17 protein-coding genes are annotated in these 17,673 nt (G+C 41.5%); 10 read left to right on the top strand and 7 right to left on the bottom strand.

Features of this window, described 5'->3' with window-relative positions; genetic code table 11:
- The coding region (locus tag HMJ38_RS11395; RefSeq protein ID WP_194974532.1) for a T9SS type A sorting domain-containing protein at nucleotides 1-284 on the top strand (284 nt) is incomplete at its 5' end.
- A 283-nt stretch (nucleotides 285-567) separates the two neighbouring features.
- On the opposite strand, the gene HMJ38_RS11400 is transcribed toward HMJ38_RS11395, so the two are convergent.
- Entirely contained in the window at nucleotides 568-1,776 is a 1,209-nt protein-coding gene (locus HMJ38_RS11400; RefSeq protein ID WP_194974533.1) for an acyl-CoA dehydrogenase family protein, read from the bottom strand.
- 117 nt (nucleotides 1,777-1,893) lie between these two features.
- Between HMJ38_RS11400 and HMJ38_RS11405 the strand changes: the two genes are divergently transcribed.
- The 4 genes from HMJ38_RS11405 (at nucleotide 1,894) to HMJ38_RS11420 (ending at nucleotide 7,978) form a co-directional block, all read left to right on the top strand.
- A complete protein-coding gene (locus HMJ38_RS11405; RefSeq protein WP_194974534.1) occupies nucleotides 1,894-2,853 on the top strand; it encodes a tryptophan 2,3-dioxygenase family protein in 960 nt (319 codons plus the stop codon).
- A gap of 447 nt (nucleotides 2,854-3,300) precedes the next feature.
- Nucleotides 3,301-4,878, top strand: coding sequence for an NAD(P)/FAD-dependent oxidoreductase (locus tag HMJ38_RS11410; protein WP_194974535.1), 1,578 nt, complete (start codon nucleotides 3,301-3,303; stop codon nucleotides 4,876-4,878).
- Nucleotides 4,879-5,130: 252 nt separating this feature from the next.
- Nucleotides 5,131-6,717 (top strand): replicative DNA helicase, encoded by a 1,587-nt coding sequence (gene dnaB / locus HMJ38_RS11415; RefSeq protein ID WP_194974536.1) that lies wholly within the window; start codon nucleotides 5,131-5,133, stop codon nucleotides 6,715-6,717.
- Nucleotides 6,718-6,973: 256 nt separating this feature from the next.
- Entirely contained in the window at nucleotides 6,974-7,978 is a 1,005-nt protein-coding gene (locus HMJ38_RS11420; protein WP_194974537.1) for a quinone oxidoreductase family protein, read from the top strand.
- A 234-nt stretch (nucleotides 7,979-8,212) separates the two neighbouring features.
- Here the strand turns inward: HMJ38_RS11420 and HMJ38_RS11425 are convergent, their stop codons facing one another.
- On the bottom strand, nucleotides 8,213-8,545 hold the full coding sequence (locus tag HMJ38_RS11425; RefSeq protein ID WP_194974538.1) for a tetratricopeptide repeat protein: 333 nt from the start codon (nucleotides 8,543-8,545) through the stop codon (nucleotides 8,213-8,215).
- A 73-nt stretch (nucleotides 8,546-8,618) separates the two neighbouring features.
- On the opposite strand from HMJ38_RS11425, the gene HMJ38_RS11430 reads away from it, so the two are divergent.
- The 4 genes from HMJ38_RS11430 (at nucleotide 8,619) to HMJ38_RS11445 (ending at nucleotide 12,518) form a co-directional block, all read left to right on the top strand.
- Nucleotides 8,619-9,356, top strand: coding sequence for an electron transfer flavoprotein subunit beta/FixA family protein (locus HMJ38_RS11430; protein ID WP_194974539.1), 738 nt, complete (start codon nucleotides 8,619-8,621; stop codon nucleotides 9,354-9,356).
- Between the two features lie 35 nt (nucleotides 9,357-9,391).
- Entirely contained in the window at nucleotides 9,392-10,360 is a 969-nt protein-coding gene (locus tag HMJ38_RS11435) for an electron transfer flavoprotein subunit alpha/FixB family protein (RefSeq protein WP_194974540.1), read from the top strand.
- A 5-nt stretch (nucleotides 10,361-10,365) separates the two neighbouring features.
- Nucleotides 10,366-10,968 carry a bifunctional nuclease domain-containing protein gene (locus tag HMJ38_RS11440; protein WP_194974541.1) on the top strand — a complete coding sequence of 201 codons (603 nt, stop codon included), beginning with the start codon at nucleotides 10,366-10,368 and terminating at the stop codon, nucleotides 10,966-10,968.
- 266 nt (nucleotides 10,969-11,234) lie between these two features.
- Nucleotides 11,235-12,518, top strand: a complete 1,284-nt coding sequence (locus HMJ38_RS11445; RefSeq protein WP_194974542.1) for a NupC/NupG family nucleoside CNT transporter — start codon at nucleotides 11,235-11,237, stop codon at nucleotides 12,516-12,518.
- Here the strand turns inward: HMJ38_RS11445 and HMJ38_RS11450 are convergent.
- Nucleotides 12,510-12,959: a peptidylprolyl isomerase gene (locus HMJ38_RS11450; protein ID WP_194974543.1), complete on the bottom strand. Its 450-nt coding sequence runs from the start codon at nucleotides 12,957-12,959 to the stop codon at nucleotides 12,510-12,512. The genes HMJ38_RS11445 and HMJ38_RS11450 overlap by 9 nt on opposite strands.
- Before the next feature lie 124 nt (nucleotides 12,960-13,083).
- A complete protein-coding gene (gene pckA, locus HMJ38_RS11455; RefSeq protein WP_194974544.1) occupies nucleotides 13,084-14,691 on the bottom strand; it encodes a phosphoenolpyruvate carboxykinase (ATP) in 1,608 nt (535 codons plus the stop codon).
- A gap of 326 nt (nucleotides 14,692-15,017) precedes the next feature.
- On the opposite strand from pckA, the gene HMJ38_RS11460 reads away from it, so the two are divergent.
- Complete coding sequence (locus HMJ38_RS11460; RefSeq protein ID WP_194974665.1) at nucleotides 15,018-16,565, top strand: peptide MFS transporter; 1,548 nt, start codon at nucleotides 15,018-15,020, stop codon at nucleotides 16,563-16,565.
- 42 nt (nucleotides 16,566-16,607) lie between these two features.
- Here HMJ38_RS11460 and HMJ38_RS11465 read toward each other — a convergent pair whose 3' ends face one another.
- From HMJ38_RS11465 to HMJ38_RS11475, 3 genes are all read right to left on the bottom strand, one after another.
- Nucleotides 16,608-16,745 (bottom strand): hypothetical protein, encoded by a 138-nt coding sequence (locus HMJ38_RS11465; RefSeq protein ID WP_194974545.1) that lies wholly within the window; start codon nucleotides 16,743-16,745, stop codon nucleotides 16,608-16,610.
- Nucleotides 16,746-16,862: 117 nt separating this feature from the next.
- On the bottom strand, nucleotides 16,863-17,054 hold the full coding sequence (locus tag HMJ38_RS11470; protein WP_194974546.1) for a hypothetical protein: 192 nt from the start codon (nucleotides 17,052-17,054) through the stop codon (nucleotides 16,863-16,865).
- Between the two features lie 73 nt (nucleotides 17,055-17,127).
- Complete coding sequence (locus HMJ38_RS11475) at nucleotides 17,128-17,613, bottom strand: hypothetical protein (RefSeq protein ID WP_194974547.1); 486 nt, start codon at nucleotides 17,611-17,613, stop codon at nucleotides 17,128-17,130.
- Between the last annotated feature and the right edge of the window lie 60 nt (nucleotides 17,614-17,673).

Genomic DNA, 17,673 nt, shown 5'->3' on the forward strand with positions numbered 1-17,673 from the left:
GCAGAGAGATTACCATGTACAGAGAACTTCCTCCCGGAGAAATTCTGATCTATCCAAACCCTGCCAAACAGGAAACCAATATCCTTGTCCAACTGTCAGGCGCGAGATCGGTGGGCATCAGAATTTTCGATGCCGCAGGCAGGCTGGTGTACGAAGAACAGGAACATCAGGAAGGCAGCTTTGTCCGGAATGTTGACCTGAGTGGCCTGAGTTCAGGTATGTATCAAGTTATGGTACAGGCGGGCAATGAGGTGATGATAGGCAGACTGGTAAAAGAAGAATAACAATTTATGGCTTTTTAATTGGACAACCCCTTCCGGAGAGATCTGGAGGGGGTTGTTTTGTTATTCAAACTTTTTTAAAAGGTTCCAAAAAATGCTTCTGTAATGGCAATTACCCCGTACAAAGATCTATCAGAAAAAAGGTTGGAGAAGCTCCATTTTTAATAAGAGAAATGCTCTTCCAACCTTCTCTTTGTGCCTCAGTGTCTTTGTGGGAAATAACCACACCCATAATTTAAGGTCTTTTCCTTTGCGCCTTAGCGGGAAACACTTCCCACCTTCCTTCTTACTTAAAAGCCGCTATCCCCGTAATCTCCTGCCCCAAGATCAACAAATGGATATCATGCGTACCTTCATAAGTCACCACTGACTCCAAGTTCATCATGTGGCGCATGATCGGGTATTCTCCTGTAATGCCCATTCCACCATGGATCTGACGGGCTTCGCGGGCGATTTCCAGGGCCATCGCTACATTGTTTCTTTTGGCCAAGGAAATATGGGAAGTGGTGGCCTTGCCTTCATTCATCATCTTGCCGAGTTTCCAGACCAGCAATTGGGCCTTGGTGATTTCAGTCAGCATCTCGGCCAGTTTCTTTTGGATCAATTGGAAGGAAGCAATCGGTTTGTCAAATTGTATCCTTTCCATCGCATACCTTCTAGCCGAATCATAGCAATCCATTGCAGCACCCAATGTCCCCCAAGCAATGCCATATCGAGCAGAATCCAAACACATCAATGGTGCCCCCAAACCGGATTTGTTGGGCAACAGGTTTTCCTTGGGAACTTTTACATTGTCAAAAACCAACTCCCCGGTACATGAAGCACGCAAAGACCATTTGTTGTGTGTCTCAGGTGTACTGAAGCCTTCCATACCCCTTTCCACGATCAGACCGTGGATTCTTCCTTCTTCATTTTTGGCCCATACTACTGCTATGTCCGCTTTTGGGGAATTGGAAATCCACATCTTGGCACCGTTGAGTAGGTAGTGGTCACCCATGTCCTTGAAATTGGTCGTCATGCCACTGGGATTTGAACCGTGGTCAGGTTCGGTCAGGCCAAAGCAGCCCAACATTTCACCTGATGCCAATTTGGGCAGGTATTTTTTTCTTTGTTCTTCGGAACCGAATTTATAGATGGGATACATCACCAATGAACCTTGGACAGAAGCTGTTGAACGCATCCCGGAATCGCCCCTTTCTATTTCCTGCATGATCAGACCATAGGCGATATAATCCAATCCGCCGCCGCCATATTCCTCAGGTATCTGTGGTCCGAAGGCGCCTACATCGCCAAATTTCTTTACAATTTCATAAGGGAAGTGGGCTTTTTGTGCCCAATCTTCTATGTAAGGACTGATCTCTTTTTTGACAAAATCGCGGATGGAGGAACGGATAAGGATGTGTTCCTCGGTCAAGAGGTCGTCGATCTGATAAAAGTCCACTCCTTCAAACATATCCTGCTTCAATGACTTGTGGACAGTTGCTGTACTTTCCATATACTTTTGGTTTATTGCTAATTTAAATGGATTTTTACAGCCGAAAAGCTGCTTTCCCGCCATGAAATAAATAAGAAGGAGGGGAAAAAACTACCTATTTGAGCAAAAAATTCGCACATGAGCCCAGTCCAATACCCAAAAGACGTTTTAGACAAAATAGAGCTACTTCAGGAAAAATTCAAGGCTTCCGGTCAGGACCTTTCTTCTTACCTTGAGGGGCTATTGTATGCTGATTATATGACTTATTGGGATTATATCAATTTGGATATTCTCCTCTCGCTGCAACAGCCCCGGACATCCTTCAAGGATGAAAAGATCTTTATCATGTACCATCAGATCACGGAGCTTTACTTCAAGCTGATCATTTGGGAATTGGAGCAGATCGCAGAAAGGGAACCCATAGACGCCCGGTTTTTCAAAGAAAGGCTGGAAAGGGTCAACATGTATTTTGACCAATTGATATCCTCATTTGCGGTGATGTGGAAAGGCATGGAAAGAGAACAGTTCCTGAAATTCAGGATGTCGCTTTTGCCATCAAGTGGATTTCAGAGTGCCCAATACCGGGTCATCGAAATTCTGGCCTGTGATGTACAGCAATTGCTTTTCATAGATATCAGGGAGAAAATGAAAGATGAATCTGATGTCAATAAATTATTTGATAACCTGTATTGGCAACATGGGGCAGTGGAATTGGCAACAGGTGAAAAAACCTTGACATTGAAGACCTTTGAGAAAAAATATGGAATTAGACTTAAAGCGTTTATCCATAATTATAGATCCAATAACATTTGGCAGAAATATGTTTCCTGCACCGAAAAAGACGAAGAGCTGACCAAACTGATGAAGGACTTTGACCTGAAAGCCAATGTGTTTTGGCCTTTGGCCCATTACAAATCAGCCGTCCGTTATCTCCAAAGGGACCCGGTAGACATTGCAGCTACCGGAGGAACCAATTGGCAAAAGTACTTACCGCCCCGTTTCCAAAAAGTCATTTTCTATCCTGAACTTTGGACTGAAAAAGAAAGAGAAGAGTGGGGGAAAGGTTGGGTAGTGAAGGAAGTGTTTGGGGAGGAATGATGGGTGTACAAAGTACAATGAACCAAGTACAAAGAAGGGAGAAGCGAGAAGCGGGAGGCGAGATACGAGAAACATGAGCCAAGAAACAAGAGCCAAGACACAAGATTGGGTCCGTTGTAAGATTGAGGTTTTGTTGAAATGTGATGTAAAGGATGCTAAGTAGAGAGATTTCGGGGATTTGATTCGATTGGATAAGAAAATTGAGACTCGCCTATCCTTGTCATTTCGCCTGCCTGAGGTGTCCGTAATTAAGAAGCCTGACTGTGGCGGAAGAAATCGATTCAGTCTTAGGAATTAGACCTCTCCTGACGTCGAGGTGACAAGGACAAGTCTATTTCAAATTTCATACTACATTCAATGTAAATTTGTCTTGAGTTTTGAGTCATAAATCTTACGTCTTGTGTCTCACATCTAACATCTCAATTTTAAGGATAAAAACCTTACACGATGAAAAAAGAAATACAATTACAATTAACTCCTCAGGAAGCATATGATGAGGAGGTTTTTCAGGAAGTGGCATTGAAGCGATTGGGATTGAAATCCCATGACTCTGATGCCATCGCCCGGCAGGTGAAAAGGTCGATTGATGCACGTGGCAGGCAGGTCAAAGTCAATGTGACTGCCGAAGTATTTATTAAAGAACCCCCAACTCCTTTTATAACTTCTCCCAAAGTTTATCAAAATGTCAGTAATGCTGATCCTATGATTATTGTGGGTGCAGGGCCTGCAGGAATGTTTGCAGCGTTGAGGGTCATTGAATTGGGGCTTAAGCCCATTGTGATTGAAAGGGGGAAGGATGTTCGGGCGAGGAGGCGTGACATTGCAGCGATCAATAAGGAACATATTGTCAATCCCGAATCCAATTATTGTTTTGGTGAAGGCGGGGCAGGCACCTATTCAGACGGAAAGTTATATACCCGATCCAAAAAGCGGGGTGACATCCGCCGCATCATGGAAATATTGGTTTCCCATGGGGCTACAGAAGAAATATTGGTTGATGCCCACCCCCACATTGGCACCAATAAACTTCCAAAATTGGTAGCAGAACTTAGGGAAAGTATTCTTCAGGCTGGGGGAGAAGTGCTTTTTGAAACCAAAGTGACTGACCTGATTTTGGATGCCAATGAAATCAAGGGAGTAATTACCCAAGATGGAGAAAAGATTTTGGGTCTTGGCGTCATCTTGGCAACAGGACACTCAGCCCGGGATATTTTTCATTTGTTACATCAAAAAAAGATTTTGATTGAAGCCAAGCCCTTTGCTTTGGGGGTAAGAATTGAGCATGCTCAATCTTTAATTGACAGGATACAATACCATTGTGCGGTGGATAGGGGGTCTTATTTACCTGCTTCTTCTTATTCATTGGTTCATCAGACTATGTATCAGGGAAAACAGCGTGGTGTATTTTCTTTTTGCATGTGCCCGGGAGGATTTATCGTTCCGGCGGCCACTTCACCCGGAGAAATTGTAGTGAACGGCATGAGTCCAAGCAGGCGGGACAGCAAATTTGCCAATTCGGGGATGGTGGTAGCGGTTGAGTTGGAAGATCTCCCGCAATACCAGAAATATGGGCCATTGGCTGCCATGATGTTTCAGGCTGAGGTGGAACAAAGGGCTTGGAGAGCAGGAGGGGAGACCCAAACTGCCCCTGCCCAAAGGATGGTGGATTTCACCCATGGAAAGACCAGTAAAAGTTTGTTGGAAACTTCCTATCAACCCGGATTATTGTCGGTAGACATGCATGAAGTATTACCTGAGTTTATTGCACAAAGATTGAAACAGGGATTGGTTGCTTTTGGCCAAAAGATGAAAGGTTACCTGACCAACGAGGCCCAAATCATCGGAGTTGAGAGCAGGACTTCCTCTCCGGTAAGGATTCCAAGGGACAAAGAAACCTTCGAACATCCCATCATCAAAGGCCTTTATCCCTGCGCTGAAGGGGCAGGTTATGCCGGAGGAATTGTATCCGCGGCTATGGATGGGGAGCGGTGCGCAGAGAAGTTGATTGCGAAGGTGAGGGGGTGATGGATGTTGGGCCTACTTGTTGGGTTTTAGCAGTGGTGGGCATAGTAGATTTCTCCTGCCGTCGAGGTGACAAGGAGAAGTCTCTATATGATTTTTGAACCTGTTATTGGATCGGTCGTGTTAAATCCACCTCTCTACCGTACAATTGTCGAAATCGAGTCGACCAGTACAATTTGAATTGTGAATAACTCGTTAATAAGACGTTAATAAATTGTTCAAAAAGATTGGGGCAAAGGGGCTACATTTGTGGTTATGGCAGAGAATAGACCTACAGGAAAAGACAGAATAGTTGGAAAGAGAAAACCTGATTTGGGGAGCCCCATGGGAATGGGGAAATTACCTCCTCAGGCCATAGATTTAGAAGAAGCTGTATTGGGTGCACTCATGTTGGAAAAGGATGCACTTACTGCTGTTGTGGATATTTTGAAACCTGAAAGCTTTTACAAAGAAGCACACAAGGTTATTTTTTCTGCTATCCTTGATCTTTTCTCGGATAGTCAGCCCATAGATTTGTTGACAGTCACCAACCAATTGCGCAAGAAAGGTCAATTGGAGATGGCAGGTGGTGCTTTTTTTATCACCGAACTTACCTCCAAAGTTTCCTCAGCTGCTAACATTGAATTTCACGCCAGAATCATCACGGAACAGTCCATGAAGCGTGAAATCATCAGCATTTCCTCCGAAATCCAAAGAGAAGCTTTTGAAGATACTACGGATGTTTTTGAGCTTTTGGATAAAATGGAGCAGTCCCTTTTTGAAATTTCAGAAAAAAATATCCGGAAGAATTATTCCGATATGCGATCTATCCTGAAAGAGGCCATCGTGGAATTGGAGTCCAAAAAAGGACAAAAAGATGGTCTCACAGGTGTTCCAAGTGGATTTACTGCTTTGGACAGGGTTACTTCAGGTTGGCAGAAGTCAGATTTGGTCATCATTGCAGCAAGACCCGCTATGGGGAAAACAGCTTTTGTATTGACGGTATTGAGAAATGCTGCCGTAGACCATAACCGTCCCGTGGCAATATTTTCATTGGAGATGTCCTCGATTCAGTTGGTCAACCGATTGATATCCTCAGAAGCTGAATTGGATTCCGAAAAGATCAAAAAAGGAAACCTTGCCGAGCACGAATGGCAGCAACTTGTCTATAAAACAGGCAATCTTTCGAAAGCCCCATTGTTTGTCGATGATACCCCTGCGCTTTCTATATTGGAATTAAGGGCAAAATGCCGAAAGCTGAAAGCCCAACATGATATCCAAATGATTGTGGTCGATTACCTGCAGTTGATGTCAGGTGATTCCAAATCCGGGGGAGGAGGAAACAGGGAACAGGAAATTGCAAGTATCTCAAGGGCCTTGAAAAAAATCGCAAAAGAACTGAGTGTTCCTGTTATAGCCCTTTCACAGCTTTCCAGGGCTGTAGAAACCAGGGGAGGAGACAAGAGGCCCCAACTCTCAGATTTGAGGGAATCAGGTGCGATTGAACAGGATGCGGATATGGTGATGTTCCTTTACCGTCCTGAATACTATGGCATCACCGAAGATGAAGACGGTGCTTCTACAGCAGGTGTCGGGGAAGTAATCATTGCCAAGCATAGAAATGGATCCTTGGATACTGTCAAACTACGATTTATCGGTAAATACACTAAGTTCACCGACTTAGAGATGAATATACCTTACAAACCCCAAGATGCACTTTATGGAAGTAAGTTTCCAAGTAGTGCAGGTGGACAGGATTTTGATTCCAGCAATATGATCAGGGTCCAAAGTAAAGCCAATGGGGGTGATTTTGATGAACCCTTCCCAGGTGGAGCGGGTAGTGGAGAGTCGGCACCATTTTGAGAAGCGAGAGACGAGATGCGAGAGGCAAGATACAAGATAAAAGAGCCAAGAAACAAGAAGCGAGATGCTTGACCTTTGAGGTTTTTTTTGAACCTCGAAGGTCTTAAGAATACAAGTAAGCTTCAATAGGAACTTTGGACCTTTTTCCTAGTGTTAAAACCTTCGAGGTCTGAAAAAAGACCTCAAAGGTTGTCTTGCCTGCTGCGAAACTGATACTTACAATTTCTTACTTCCATACTTCCAAACTCCCATACCCATGAAAGCAATAACCCTCAATCTCGAATTATTGGATAAAATTGAACTAAGCGACATAGACCTTCCTGATCTTGGGTCGAATGATGTACTGGTGCATGTAAAAGCAGCCGCTATAAACCATAGGGATGAATGGTGCAGGCAGGGTTTGTATCCAAATCTGAAAAACGGAGTGGTATTGGGTTCAGATGGTGCAGGCACCATTGCTGAGGTTGGTGCTGAAGTGGATTCATCTTGGGTTGGCAAGGAAGTAATCATCAATCCTGCAATGAATTGGGGTGATGATCAAAGGGTGCAGTCCAAAGATTTTAAGATATTGGGAATGCCGGATAACGGCACCTTGGCCGAATATGTAAAAGTACCTGTGGATAGGGTTCACTTAAAGCCTGACCATTTAAATTGGGCCGAATCTGCAGGGTTGCCTTTAGGAGGATTGACGGCTTACAGGGCAGTTTGTGTTCAGGGACAAGTGCAAAAAGGGAATAAAGTTTTAGTGACAGGCTTTGGTGGGGGAGTGGCCCAATTTGCAGTTCAGTTTGCCTTGGCCAATGGAGCAAAAGTCTATGTGAATAGCAGTAAGGCTGAGAAAATCAAGAAGGCAAAGGAACTAGGGGTAGAAAACGGGTTTGACTACACTGATGACAATTGGTCTGATATTGCCTCGGAGGAAACAGGAGGCTTTGACCTGATCATTGACAGTGCTATGGGAGATACACTTGATCATTTGATTAAGGTGATTAAGCCGGGAGGTCGAATTGTTTTTTATGGAGCCACCAAAGGCAATCCAAAAGAATTTCAGGCCAGAAAGGTCTTTTGGAATCAGATCCAACTGATAGGCAGTACCATGGGTAGTGATCTTGATTTTGAGCAGATGTTGGCATTGGTAAAGGGAAAAAATATTGTTCCAGTTATTGATAAAATATTCAAAATGGGAGATTTTGTACAAGCTTTTGACCGAATGAAAGAAGGTCTCCAAACCGGAAAAATTGTGATCAGGATTTTACAATGACAGATTTGGGAGCTGGCAGACTTTCTTAAGGCAAGCGTCACCCTGATCCCGATGGGATTCGGGGTCTCATGAGGTTCAGGAAAAGCATGATTTTGGGTTAAAAGGTTAAGTTTTTCCAGTAATTCAACCGTCTAATTGTACCGCTGGAGATCCCTCGTACCTCGGGATGAAGCAGAAACCGATGTCATTCCCCTTTCTGAAAATGCCAATTTTCTCCACAAAGATTGAACAATTTCAGAAAAGGTCATTTTCAAACAGGAAATTCTGGTAACTGTTTTTCAACTCCTTGAGGGTTTTTTCATCTTTTTGCTCTTTTGCCAAACTGATTCCTTTTTCATAAATTTCTTTGGCTTTGTCAATTTCTCCTAATTCATGAAAAAAAGCAGCAGCATGAAAATAGGTAGGAAGGTAAACCTTATGTTCCACCAGGAGTTTATTAAAATAAACTTCAGCATTATCAGGATTGCTGTTTTGATTTTCCAAGGCCAATGCATACCAATTGAAAGGATTTTGTGGTTCTTGTTCAGCAAAGATTTTCAGCATTTCGATGCGGGACAATTTGCTCATGAATTCTTTTTTTAATTATGGCCTTATGACTAAATTCACGCAAATTTAAAAATAAATAACCTAAATATACATCATGAAAATTCTTGTTTGTATTACACACGTTCCGGATACCACATCCAAAATCCATTTTACTGACAACAATACCAAGTTTGATAAAAATGGCGTTCAGTTCATCATTGGTCCCTACGATGATTATGCATTGGCAAGAGCTGTTGAATTGAAAGACCAACTTGGTGCTAGTTTGACGGTGCTGAATGTAGGGGAGGCAGAAACGGAACCAACTTTGAGAAAAGCTTTGGCAATAGGGGCAGATGATGCCATCCGGGTAAATGCATTTCCAAAGGACTCACTTTTTGTCGCCAATCAGATTGCTGCCATCGCAAAAGAAAATGGATATGACCTCATCATGATGGGAAGAGAATCTATAGATTTCAACGGAGGAATGGTTCATGGAATGGTTGGTGAGTTGTTGGGAATGCCTTCTGTATCTCCTGTCATGAAACTGGAAGTGGATGGAGATATCGTCAAAATGGCGAGAGAGATCGAAGGAGGAAAAGAATATCTTGAGGCAAAATTACCTTTAATTGCGGGATGTCAGGAACCCATTGCCGAGTGGAAAATTCCAAATATGAGAGGCATTATGTCTGCTAGGACCAAACCATTACAGGTGGTGGAAGCCAGCGTCGACGGAGTCAATACCGAAGTCATAGCCTATCAATTGCCACCTGCAAAAGGCTCGGTTAAATTGGTCGACAAAGACAATGTTCCTGAGTTGGTAAGGCTTTTGAAAAATGAAGCAAAAGTGCTTTAAGTAATTATATTTAATCAGTTGAAAATAAAGATATTATGTCAGTTTTAGTATATATAGAACATGCGGAAGGTTCCGTCAAAAAAACAAGTTTGGAAGCTGTTTCCTATGGTAAAGCCCTATCGGATAAATTATCCTTTGGGGAGGTGGTAGCAGTGGCTTTGGGATCGATTTCCGCTGATGAGTTGGGAAAGGTCGGTTCTGCAGGAGCCTCCAAAGTTATCCACGTCAATGACAATAAATTAAATGAAGGTATCATTCAGGCCCATGCAGATGCTGTTGCCCAAGTATACAATCAAGTGGGTGCAGGGACTCTGGTTCTGGCAAAGTCATCCTTGGGTGATGCAGTAGCGGCCAGACTTGCAGTGAAATTAAATGCAGCCCTTGTTTCCAATGTGGTGGAATTACCAGATAATACATCAGGATACAAAGTCAAACGGAGTATTTATACAGGTAAAGCATTTGCAGAAACGGTAGTCACTGCTGACCATAAAATACTTGCTGTAAAAAAGAATGCTGTGGATCTGAAAACAGACGGTACGGCTGCACAGGTAGAAGAAGTCACTTTGAGTATAGCTGATGCTAATTTTGCCACAAAAATCACTTCCACAGACAAAGCAACAGGTGAGGTTTTATTGCCTGAAGCAGATATTGTGGTATCAGGAGGAAGAGGAATGAAAGGTCCCGAAAACTGGGGGATGATCGAAGACCTGGCCAAAGAACTTGGTGCAGCTACGGGCTGTTCCAAACCGGTTTCGGATATAGGTTGGAGACCACATCATGAACATGTTGGTCAGACAGGTGTAAAAGTTGCCCCTACTTTGTATGTAGCAGTTGGAATTTCGGGTGCTATTCAACATCTTGCGGGTGTGAATTCTTCAAAATACATTGTAGTAATCAACAAAGACCCGGAAGCACCATTCTTCAAAGCAGCTGATTATGGGATTGTTGGAGATGCATTTGAAATATTACCCAAACTAACTGAAGCTGTCAAAGCCCAAAAATAATTTCTGTGGACCATATTATCGAATTAGAAATTCTTGGATTATCATCAAATCATTCTCAATCAGGGTCATTCACCTTGGTGATGGGAGAGGTCGGAGGTAGTAGGAGACTTCCTATTGTCATAGGCATGTTTGAAGCACAGGCTATTGCTATTGAGATAGAGAAAATTATTCCTAACCGACCCATGACGCATGACTTGTTTAAGTCTTTTTCATCCAATTTTAATTTCTCTATTGACCAAATATTGGTTTCTGATATGAGGGAAGGAGTATTTTATGCAAAAATTATTTGCAAAAGTGCTTCCAAAACTGTTGAAATCGATGCAAGACCTTCTGATGCGATAGCCATTGCAGTGAGGTTTGATGCGCCTATCTATTGTGTTTCAAAAGTGATGTCAGAAGCGGCCATTGAGTTCAATGAAGAAGAAGAGAAAAAAGAACAACAAAAACAGGTCAAACCAAGTAGGTCGGGCAGTACTACGTCGCGTGGTTCAGATTCACTAAAAGATTTCAGTTTAGATAAATTGAACCAAATGCTAGACAAAGCCATCAATAATGAAGATTATGAAAGAGCAGCCAGGATACGGGATGAGATAAACAGAAGAAACTGATTTTAAGCCTGGTTTAAGCCAGGCTTTCTTCTTTAAAAACGAAAGGGATTTGATCTTTGGGTTTACCGAATCAAAAACTATTTAAATAATATGATTATCCGCAATGATACAAGTAAAGGGAATTTAGAAAATCCGAGTTCAGACCATGGTTTGCTGGTTACTTCCGTCTTCCGTCCTCGGTCTTCCGGTCGTCAGAATAGAAAAATGGTACAACCTACAATAGGGGGATATTCATTTTAATAACATATAATTAATCTTTATTTTAGATGGATTACTTTAGAGGTTTGATAGGTATTCTTGCCCTTCTTGGAGTTGCTTTGATTTTTTCTTCTGATAGAAAAAGAGTGGATTGGAGATTGGTCGGCATTGGAGTGATACTTCAAGCGGTATTTGGTTTTTTGATTACCAAGGTTGAGTTTGTCGCAAAGATATTTGCTTTGGTGTCTAGGGCATTTGTCAAGTTTCTGAGTTTCTCCGCAGATGGAGCAGTATTTATTTTTGGTGACCTGGCTACCAATTCATTTGGATTTATTTTTGCTTTTCAGGTTTTGCCAACGATTATTTTCTTTTCCACTGTTTCGGCAGGATTGTATTATCTGGGAGTTTTACAAAAAGTGGTTTTTGCAATTGCTTGGGTGATGTCCCGTACCATGCGCTTATCGGGCCCTGAGAGCCTGTCTGCGGCTGGCAATATATTTCTTGGACAGACAGAGGCCCCTTTACTGGTCAGGCCTTTTATTCCAACCATGTCAAGGTCCGAGTTGATGTGTCTGATGACAGGAGGTATGGCGACTATTGCCGGAGGGGTGCTTGCAGGATATGTGGCCTTTTTGGGTGGGGACAGTCTTGCCGAACAGAGCCGATTTGCTGCTTATCTTCTTGGCGCGAGTATCATGAATGCCCCTGCGGCCATTGTGATGTCCAAAATCATGATTCCCGAAACGGATAAAGAAATCGTCAATGATAAGCTTGAAGTAAGCGGCGAAAATATGGGTGTCAACCTGATTGATGCCATGTCCATAGGAGCATCAGAAGGATTAAAACTGGCATTGAATGTAGGAGGAATGTTATTGGCTTTTATTGCAGTGATCGCTGCCCTCAACTTTATTCTTTCTGGATTGATAGGAGAATATACCGGACTTAACAAACTGGTGATTTCATCCACTGGAGGACAATTTTCAGGTTTTTCCTTGGAATATATTCTTGGTCAGGTATTTCGGGTATTTGCCTGGATTATAGGTGTGGACTGGAGTGAAACTCTTCAAGTAGGTTCTTTATTGGGCCAAAAAACTGTAATCAATGAGTTTGTAGCCTATTTGAGTTTGGCGGAAATGAAATCGGCTGACATGCTGTCAGCCAAATCCATTGTGATTTCCACTTATGCCCTATGTGGGTTTTCAAATTTCAGTTCCATAGCCATCCAAGTTGGCGGAATCGGTAGTATAGCACCCAACCAACAAGGTAATCTTTCAAGACTTGGAATGCGGGCTTTAATGGCAGCAACCTTAGCCTGTTTGATGACGGCCACTATAGCCGGTGCATTATTCTGAAACCGATTCTTCCGTAATGACGATTTTTTCTATTTTATCTCCTTGACGGATTAGGTCGATGACTTCAAGTCCTTCAACTACCTTCCCGAAGCAAGTATGCCTTCTGTCCAAATGGCTGGTGTTGTCTCTGCTATGGCAGATAAAGAATTGGGAACCGCCGGTATTTTTACCTGCATGGGCCATTGAAAGGACGCCTCGGTCATGGTATTGGTTATCTCCATCCAATTCGCAATCTATTTTATAACCCGGTCCACCGGTGCCGTTTCCAACCGGACAACCGCCCTGAATGACAAAATTTGGGAGTACCCTATGAAAGGTCAATCCGTCATAAAAACCTTTTTTTGAAAGTGTCTTAAAGTTCTCAACTGCTTTTGGGGCATCGTTGTCATAAAACTCAACTTTCATTGTACCTTTTTCAGTGTGTATTTCTGCTTTGCTCATAAAATTTAATTTTGTCCAAAAGTAATAAATCTATTTTGGAGCATCTTCAATTTTGCTCAATAAAAAAGGAGTACCTGAGTACTCCTATCATTTGGGTTTATAATATTCTAACGGGGTCAATAGACTAAAACTGAGGTGCACCTGCAAGGATATCTTCAGTAGCGAAATCCAGGTATTTTTTGAAATTACTGATAAAAGCTGTTCCCAATTCCCGGGCTTTTTTATCATAAGCATCTTTGTCTTCCCATGTTGCCCGCGGGCTTAATACATGGTCAGGGACTTTGGGACAGTATTCGGGGATGGCTACACCAAAGACACTGTGCTTTCGATAGTTGACTTCGTCAAGTTTACCTTCTAAGACAGCTGTAATCATGGCACGCGTATATTTAAGCTTCATTCTTGAGCCTATTCCATAAGGTCCACCGGTCCAACCTGTATTGATCAACCAAACATTGACTTTGTGTTTTTCCATCTTTTCACCAAATAGTGTGGCATATTCTGTTGGATGTAAAGGAAGAAAAGCTGCCCCAAAACATGCGGAAAATGTGGTTTTTGGTTCGGTCACGCCCACTTCTGTTCCTGCTACTTTAGCAGTGTAGCCAGAAATGAAATGGTACATTGCCTGGCTTTTATTCAATTTGGAAATTGGCGGTATGACTCCGAAAGCATCAGCTGTCAGAAAAAATATGTTTTTGGGAATTCCTGCAATGGATGGAACAATGGCATTTTTGATATGGTCTATCGGATAGGAAGTCCGGGTATTTTCTGTAACCTCTTTGTTTTGATAATCTACAGTTCTTGTGCCCGGGTAAAACCTTGTATTTTCTACAATGGCACCAAATTTAATGGCATCCCAAATTTCCGGTTCTTTCTCTCTTGTCAGGTCAATGACTTTGGCGTAGCAACCACCTTCAAAATTGAAAACTGAATCTTCGTTCCATCCATGTTCGTCATCTCCAATCAATCCTCTGTTAGGATCTGCAGATAGGGTAGTCTTCCCTGTTCCGGAAAGGCCAAAGAATACAGCTGTATCCCCGTCTTTACCGACATTTACAGAACAGTGCATGGACAAAACCTCATGCTGATGCGGCAATAGGTAATTTAGAACAGAAAATATTCCTTTTTTCATTTCGCCGGCATAAGCTGTGCCTCCGATCAGCAAAATTCTTTTTGAAAGGTTAATTACAGCAAAATTCTCCTGCCGTGTACCGTCAGTTTCTGGATTTGCTTTGAATTCAGGTGCACAAATGATGGTGAAATCTGATTGAAACTCAGCCAACTCTTTTTCAGTTGGTCTCAAAAACATGTTATAACAAAACATGTTATGCCAAGCCAAAGTATTCACTATGCGTAATTTGAGTCGGTATTTTAAATCTGCACCTGCATAAGCCTCCCTGACATAAAGATTTTTGTTGCTGATAAATCCAATCATTTTTTCATATAGGAGATCAAATTTTTCTTCCTCAAGTGGAATATTGATATCTCCCCACCAAACCGTGTTTTCCGTTTCGCGGTCCATAACAATGAACCGGTCTTTTGGGGAGCGTCCTGTAAATTCACCTGTATCAGCCATTAAAGCTCCTGTTTCTGCTAGACTGCCTTCTTTGTGATTCAATGCATGTTCCACTAACTCAGCTGGACTCAAATTCCAAAAAAGTTTTTCTTTGCTTTCTATACCTAGATCTGACAAGCTTTTAATCTCAGCTTTGATTTCGGGTAATTGTACACTCATAATGATTTTATTAGGGTAAATATTCTGATTCAAAGATATATAATTATCAATAATCAAAAACATTAAAAGTTCTTTTTTTGCTTATACAATCGATTACGAGGTATAAATATGCAAAATTAATATAGTTAAAAAACTTTGTTGTTACATAGATTGAAATGTTTGGTTTAATTGGTTTAAAACGGTATTAATCAATCTCATTCTATAAGTGGCGAAGAATAGTACAATTTGAAAAATTCTATTATCATTGTAATTCTTTGGTATAAATTTAACTGCTAATCACTAAAATTTTGGAAACTAATTTTGATAATACTCCTGGATTTAAACAGATGGATTTGTTTGAAGGGCCAACCATGTTTGGGCATCCAAAAGGATTAATGACCTTATTTTTCACTGAAATGTGGGAAAGGTTCAGTTATTATGGCATGCGTGCACTTTTGATTTTATTTATGACCACTGCCATCATTGATGGTGGATTGGGATTTGATGATAAAACTTCTGGTGCTATCTATGGTCTTTACACTATGGGTGTCTATTTATTGGCTTTGCCAGGTGGCTGGTTTGCAGATAGGCTTTTTGGATTGAAAAAATCTGTCTGGTATGGCGGAATTATTATAGCTATTGGGCATTTTACCATGGCCCTTCCCGGGCTTATGCATTTATTGGGAGAAACTTCTGGCGCCAAGGAATCACTTTCCTCCCTAGATACCAATTCTTTTTTTCTTGGATTGATACTGATAACGGTGGGTACAGGATTGCTGAAACCAAATATCAGTTCGATTGTGGGCCAATTGTATCCGGTAGGAAGTAGTAAGCGGGATGCGGGATTTTCCATATTTTATATGGGAATCAATATTGGCGCTTTGATAGCACCAATTGCCTGCAGTACCTTGGCCATATATGATTGGCATCTCGGTTTTGGTCTGGCTGGTTTGGGTATGGTATTTGGCTTGATTCAATATAAGATGTCATCGGAAAGTCTGAAAGGGTATGGGGAAGATATTCAGTTATTGACAGAAACAGATCTCAGGGAAAGGAGTCGTCTTAAAAAGATTTTGTTTGGAATAGGGGCAGTTATCTTATTGATATTGACCAATATATTTATGGGATTTATCCCATTGGATGTATCAGCTATTGCAGGTGCCTCAGGTACCATCATCGCGATTGTGGCTGCAGTATATCTGGGCTATGTAATACTATTTGGAGGTTTGACCTTAGATGAAAGGAAAAAAGTTGGAGTAATTGCGATATTGTTTTTGTTTTCAGCCCTTTTTTGGTCAGGGTTTGAACAGGCTGGGTCAACGCTTAATCTGTTTGCTGAACGCTTCACTGATAGGACCATTCTAGGATGGGAAATTCCGGCAGGGTATTTTCAGTCAGTTAATTCCATGTTCATCATTATTTTTGCACCTTTCTTTGGTGCAATGTGGGTTTGGTTGGGGAGAAGAAACCTTGAACCTAGTTCACCTTTAAAGTTTGCGATGGGACTTATTTTGTTGGGGATGGGATTTTTGGTAATGTATTTTGCTGCTAAAATCGCAGCATCCGGTGATTTGGCCGCTCCAACATGGTTGATCTTTACCTATATGCTACACACGTTTGGGGAATTGAGTTTGAGCCCGGTAGGATTGAGTTTGGTGACCAAATTGGCACCTGCCAAATACGGTGGACAGATGATGGGTATATGGTTTTTGTCTGTTTCTTTAGGCAATTTGTTTGCAGGGCTGATTGCAGGTGAAGCAAGTGGAGGAACTGAAGAAGCTTTGGCGCAAATGCCAGGCCAATATCAAATAATCGTACTTACAGCAATTGGTGCGGGGGTTTTGCTACTCTTATTGAGTAAACCGATCAGAAGACTTATGGGAAATGTGCATTAAATAAAAAAGAGGTCCTCACGACCTCTTTTTTATTTACTTTTTTTATTTTTCTTTTGGAGGATCGGTATTTCTAAAATCAATGGCAGTAATACCGGCACCTAAACCTATCAGGACGCATACGATCAATAAAAAGAGCTGTGCCCCAGAAGCGATTGGTGAACTGAAAATTTCTAATAGCATATCTAGATTGTTTTAATGTCTCAATTTCTCCGAAAGATAATACAGATACAATAGAGGACAAAATAAAAAAACAGGAAGCAAAAAAATTACTTCCTGTCCCGCGTTTTTTAATTCCAATCAATCAATTTCGTCATCGAATTCATCGAATTCATCATCGTCAATGTCATCCTCATCAAAATCGATTAATTTTAAGTCTACAAGGTCGCCATCATCTTCGAGATCATAAACCTCATCCTGAAATTCCTCAGCAAACTCATCATCATCGAGATCGTCCTCGATATCGTCAAAATCATCTTCAAAATCCTCCATAGTATGATTTAGGTTAATGGTTGAATTATTCATCAAATGGATTGAATACCACTAAGTAAATCAAAATAAATATTTAAGCAAATACCTTAGAGAGGTTATTTTTTTCAGACCATGTGATCGAAGAATTTGGGTATTCTTCTATCCACTGATTTTCCAGAATTTTCAACCAAGTTTCCATATAAAAAATAACATCCTCTAATTTGTTTTTGGTCAAATGATTTCTTTTGGGCAGTGGAACCTGTGCTAATACTTTAAGGTCCGACAGCTTTTCAAGATGCTTTAGTTCTTCCAAACTCAGACCTTTTTCCAAAAGTTTGCTGATCATCAGATCCATTGGAAATCCACTGGTAGGGCAATAATCATTCAACTGTTCATTCCAATCTCCGGATTTAGCCATTGCATTCCTGTGAATTTCAGCTTTGGAGATACTGATAAGTTCTTGGGCCAAATTGCCACAATTGCATGCACCCATATGTCCCCACTGATAAGCCGCGCCTTTTCTTAATTTTGATATAGTTTTACGGAACGCCGCGATTAATTCTGCATTTACTCTTGCCATAATTTCATCGATATTTTGAAATTTAACTAAAAAGACGCTAGGGGAGTTTGAAAAATTTAA

It is taken from the genome of Aquiflexum lacus, from assembly GCF_015476655.1.
GTDB classification, from domain to species: domain Bacteria; phylum Bacteroidota; class Bacteroidia; order Cytophagales; family Cyclobacteriaceae; genus Aquiflexum; species Aquiflexum lacus.

Coding starts and splice junctions, on each gene's coding strand:
- HMJ38_RS11430 (WP_194974539.1), top strand. CDS start 8,619: ATGAAAATTCTTGTTTGTATTACACACGTTCCGGATACCACATCCAAA.
- HMJ38_RS11445 (WP_194974542.1), top strand. CDS start 11,235: ATGGATTACTTTAGAGGTTTGATAGGTATTCTTGCCCTTCTTGGAGTT.
- dnaB (WP_194974536.1), top strand. CDS start 5,131: ATGGCAGAGAATAGACCTACAGGAAAAGACAGAATAGTTGGAAAGAGA.
- HMJ38_RS11405 (WP_194974534.1), top strand. CDS start 1,894: ATGAGCCCAGTCCAATACCCAAAAGACGTTTTAGACAAAATAGAGCTA.
- HMJ38_RS11420 (WP_194974537.1), top strand. CDS start 6,974: ATGAAAGCAATAACCCTCAATCTCGAATTATTGGATAAAATTGAACTA.
- HMJ38_RS11475 (WP_194974547.1), bottom strand. CDS start 17,613: ATGGCAAGAGTAAATGCAGAATTAATCGCGGCGTTCCGTAAAACTATA.
- HMJ38_RS11470 (WP_194974546.1), bottom strand. CDS start 17,054: ATGGAGGATTTTGAAGATGATTTTGACGATATCGAGGACGATCTCGAT.
- HMJ38_RS11410 (WP_194974535.1), top strand. CDS start 3,301: ATGAAAAAAGAAATACAATTACAATTAACTCCTCAGGAAGCATATGAT.
- HMJ38_RS11400 (WP_194974533.1), bottom strand. CDS start 1,776: ATGGAAAGTACAGCAACTGTCCACAAGTCATTGAAGCAGGATATGTTT.
- HMJ38_RS11460 (WP_194974665.1), top strand. CDS start 15,018: ATGGATTTGTTTGAAGGGCCAACCATGTTTGGGCATCCAAAAGGATTA.
- HMJ38_RS11450 (WP_194974543.1), bottom strand. CDS start 12,959: ATGAGCAAAGCAGAAATACACACTGAAAAAGGTACAATGAAAGTTGAG.
- pckA (WP_194974544.1), bottom strand. CDS start 14,691: ATGAGTGTACAATTACCCGAAATCAAAGCTGAGATTAAAAGCTTGTCA.
- HMJ38_RS11435 (WP_194974540.1), top strand. CDS start 9,392: ATGTCAGTTTTAGTATATATAGAACATGCGGAAGGTTCCGTCAAAAAA.
- HMJ38_RS11425 (WP_194974538.1), bottom strand. CDS start 8,545: ATGAGCAAATTGTCCCGCATCGAAATGCTGAAAATCTTTGCTGAACAA.
- HMJ38_RS11465 (WP_194974545.1), bottom strand. CDS start 16,745: ATGCTATTAGAAATTTTCAGTTCACCAATCGCTTCTGGGGCACAGCTC.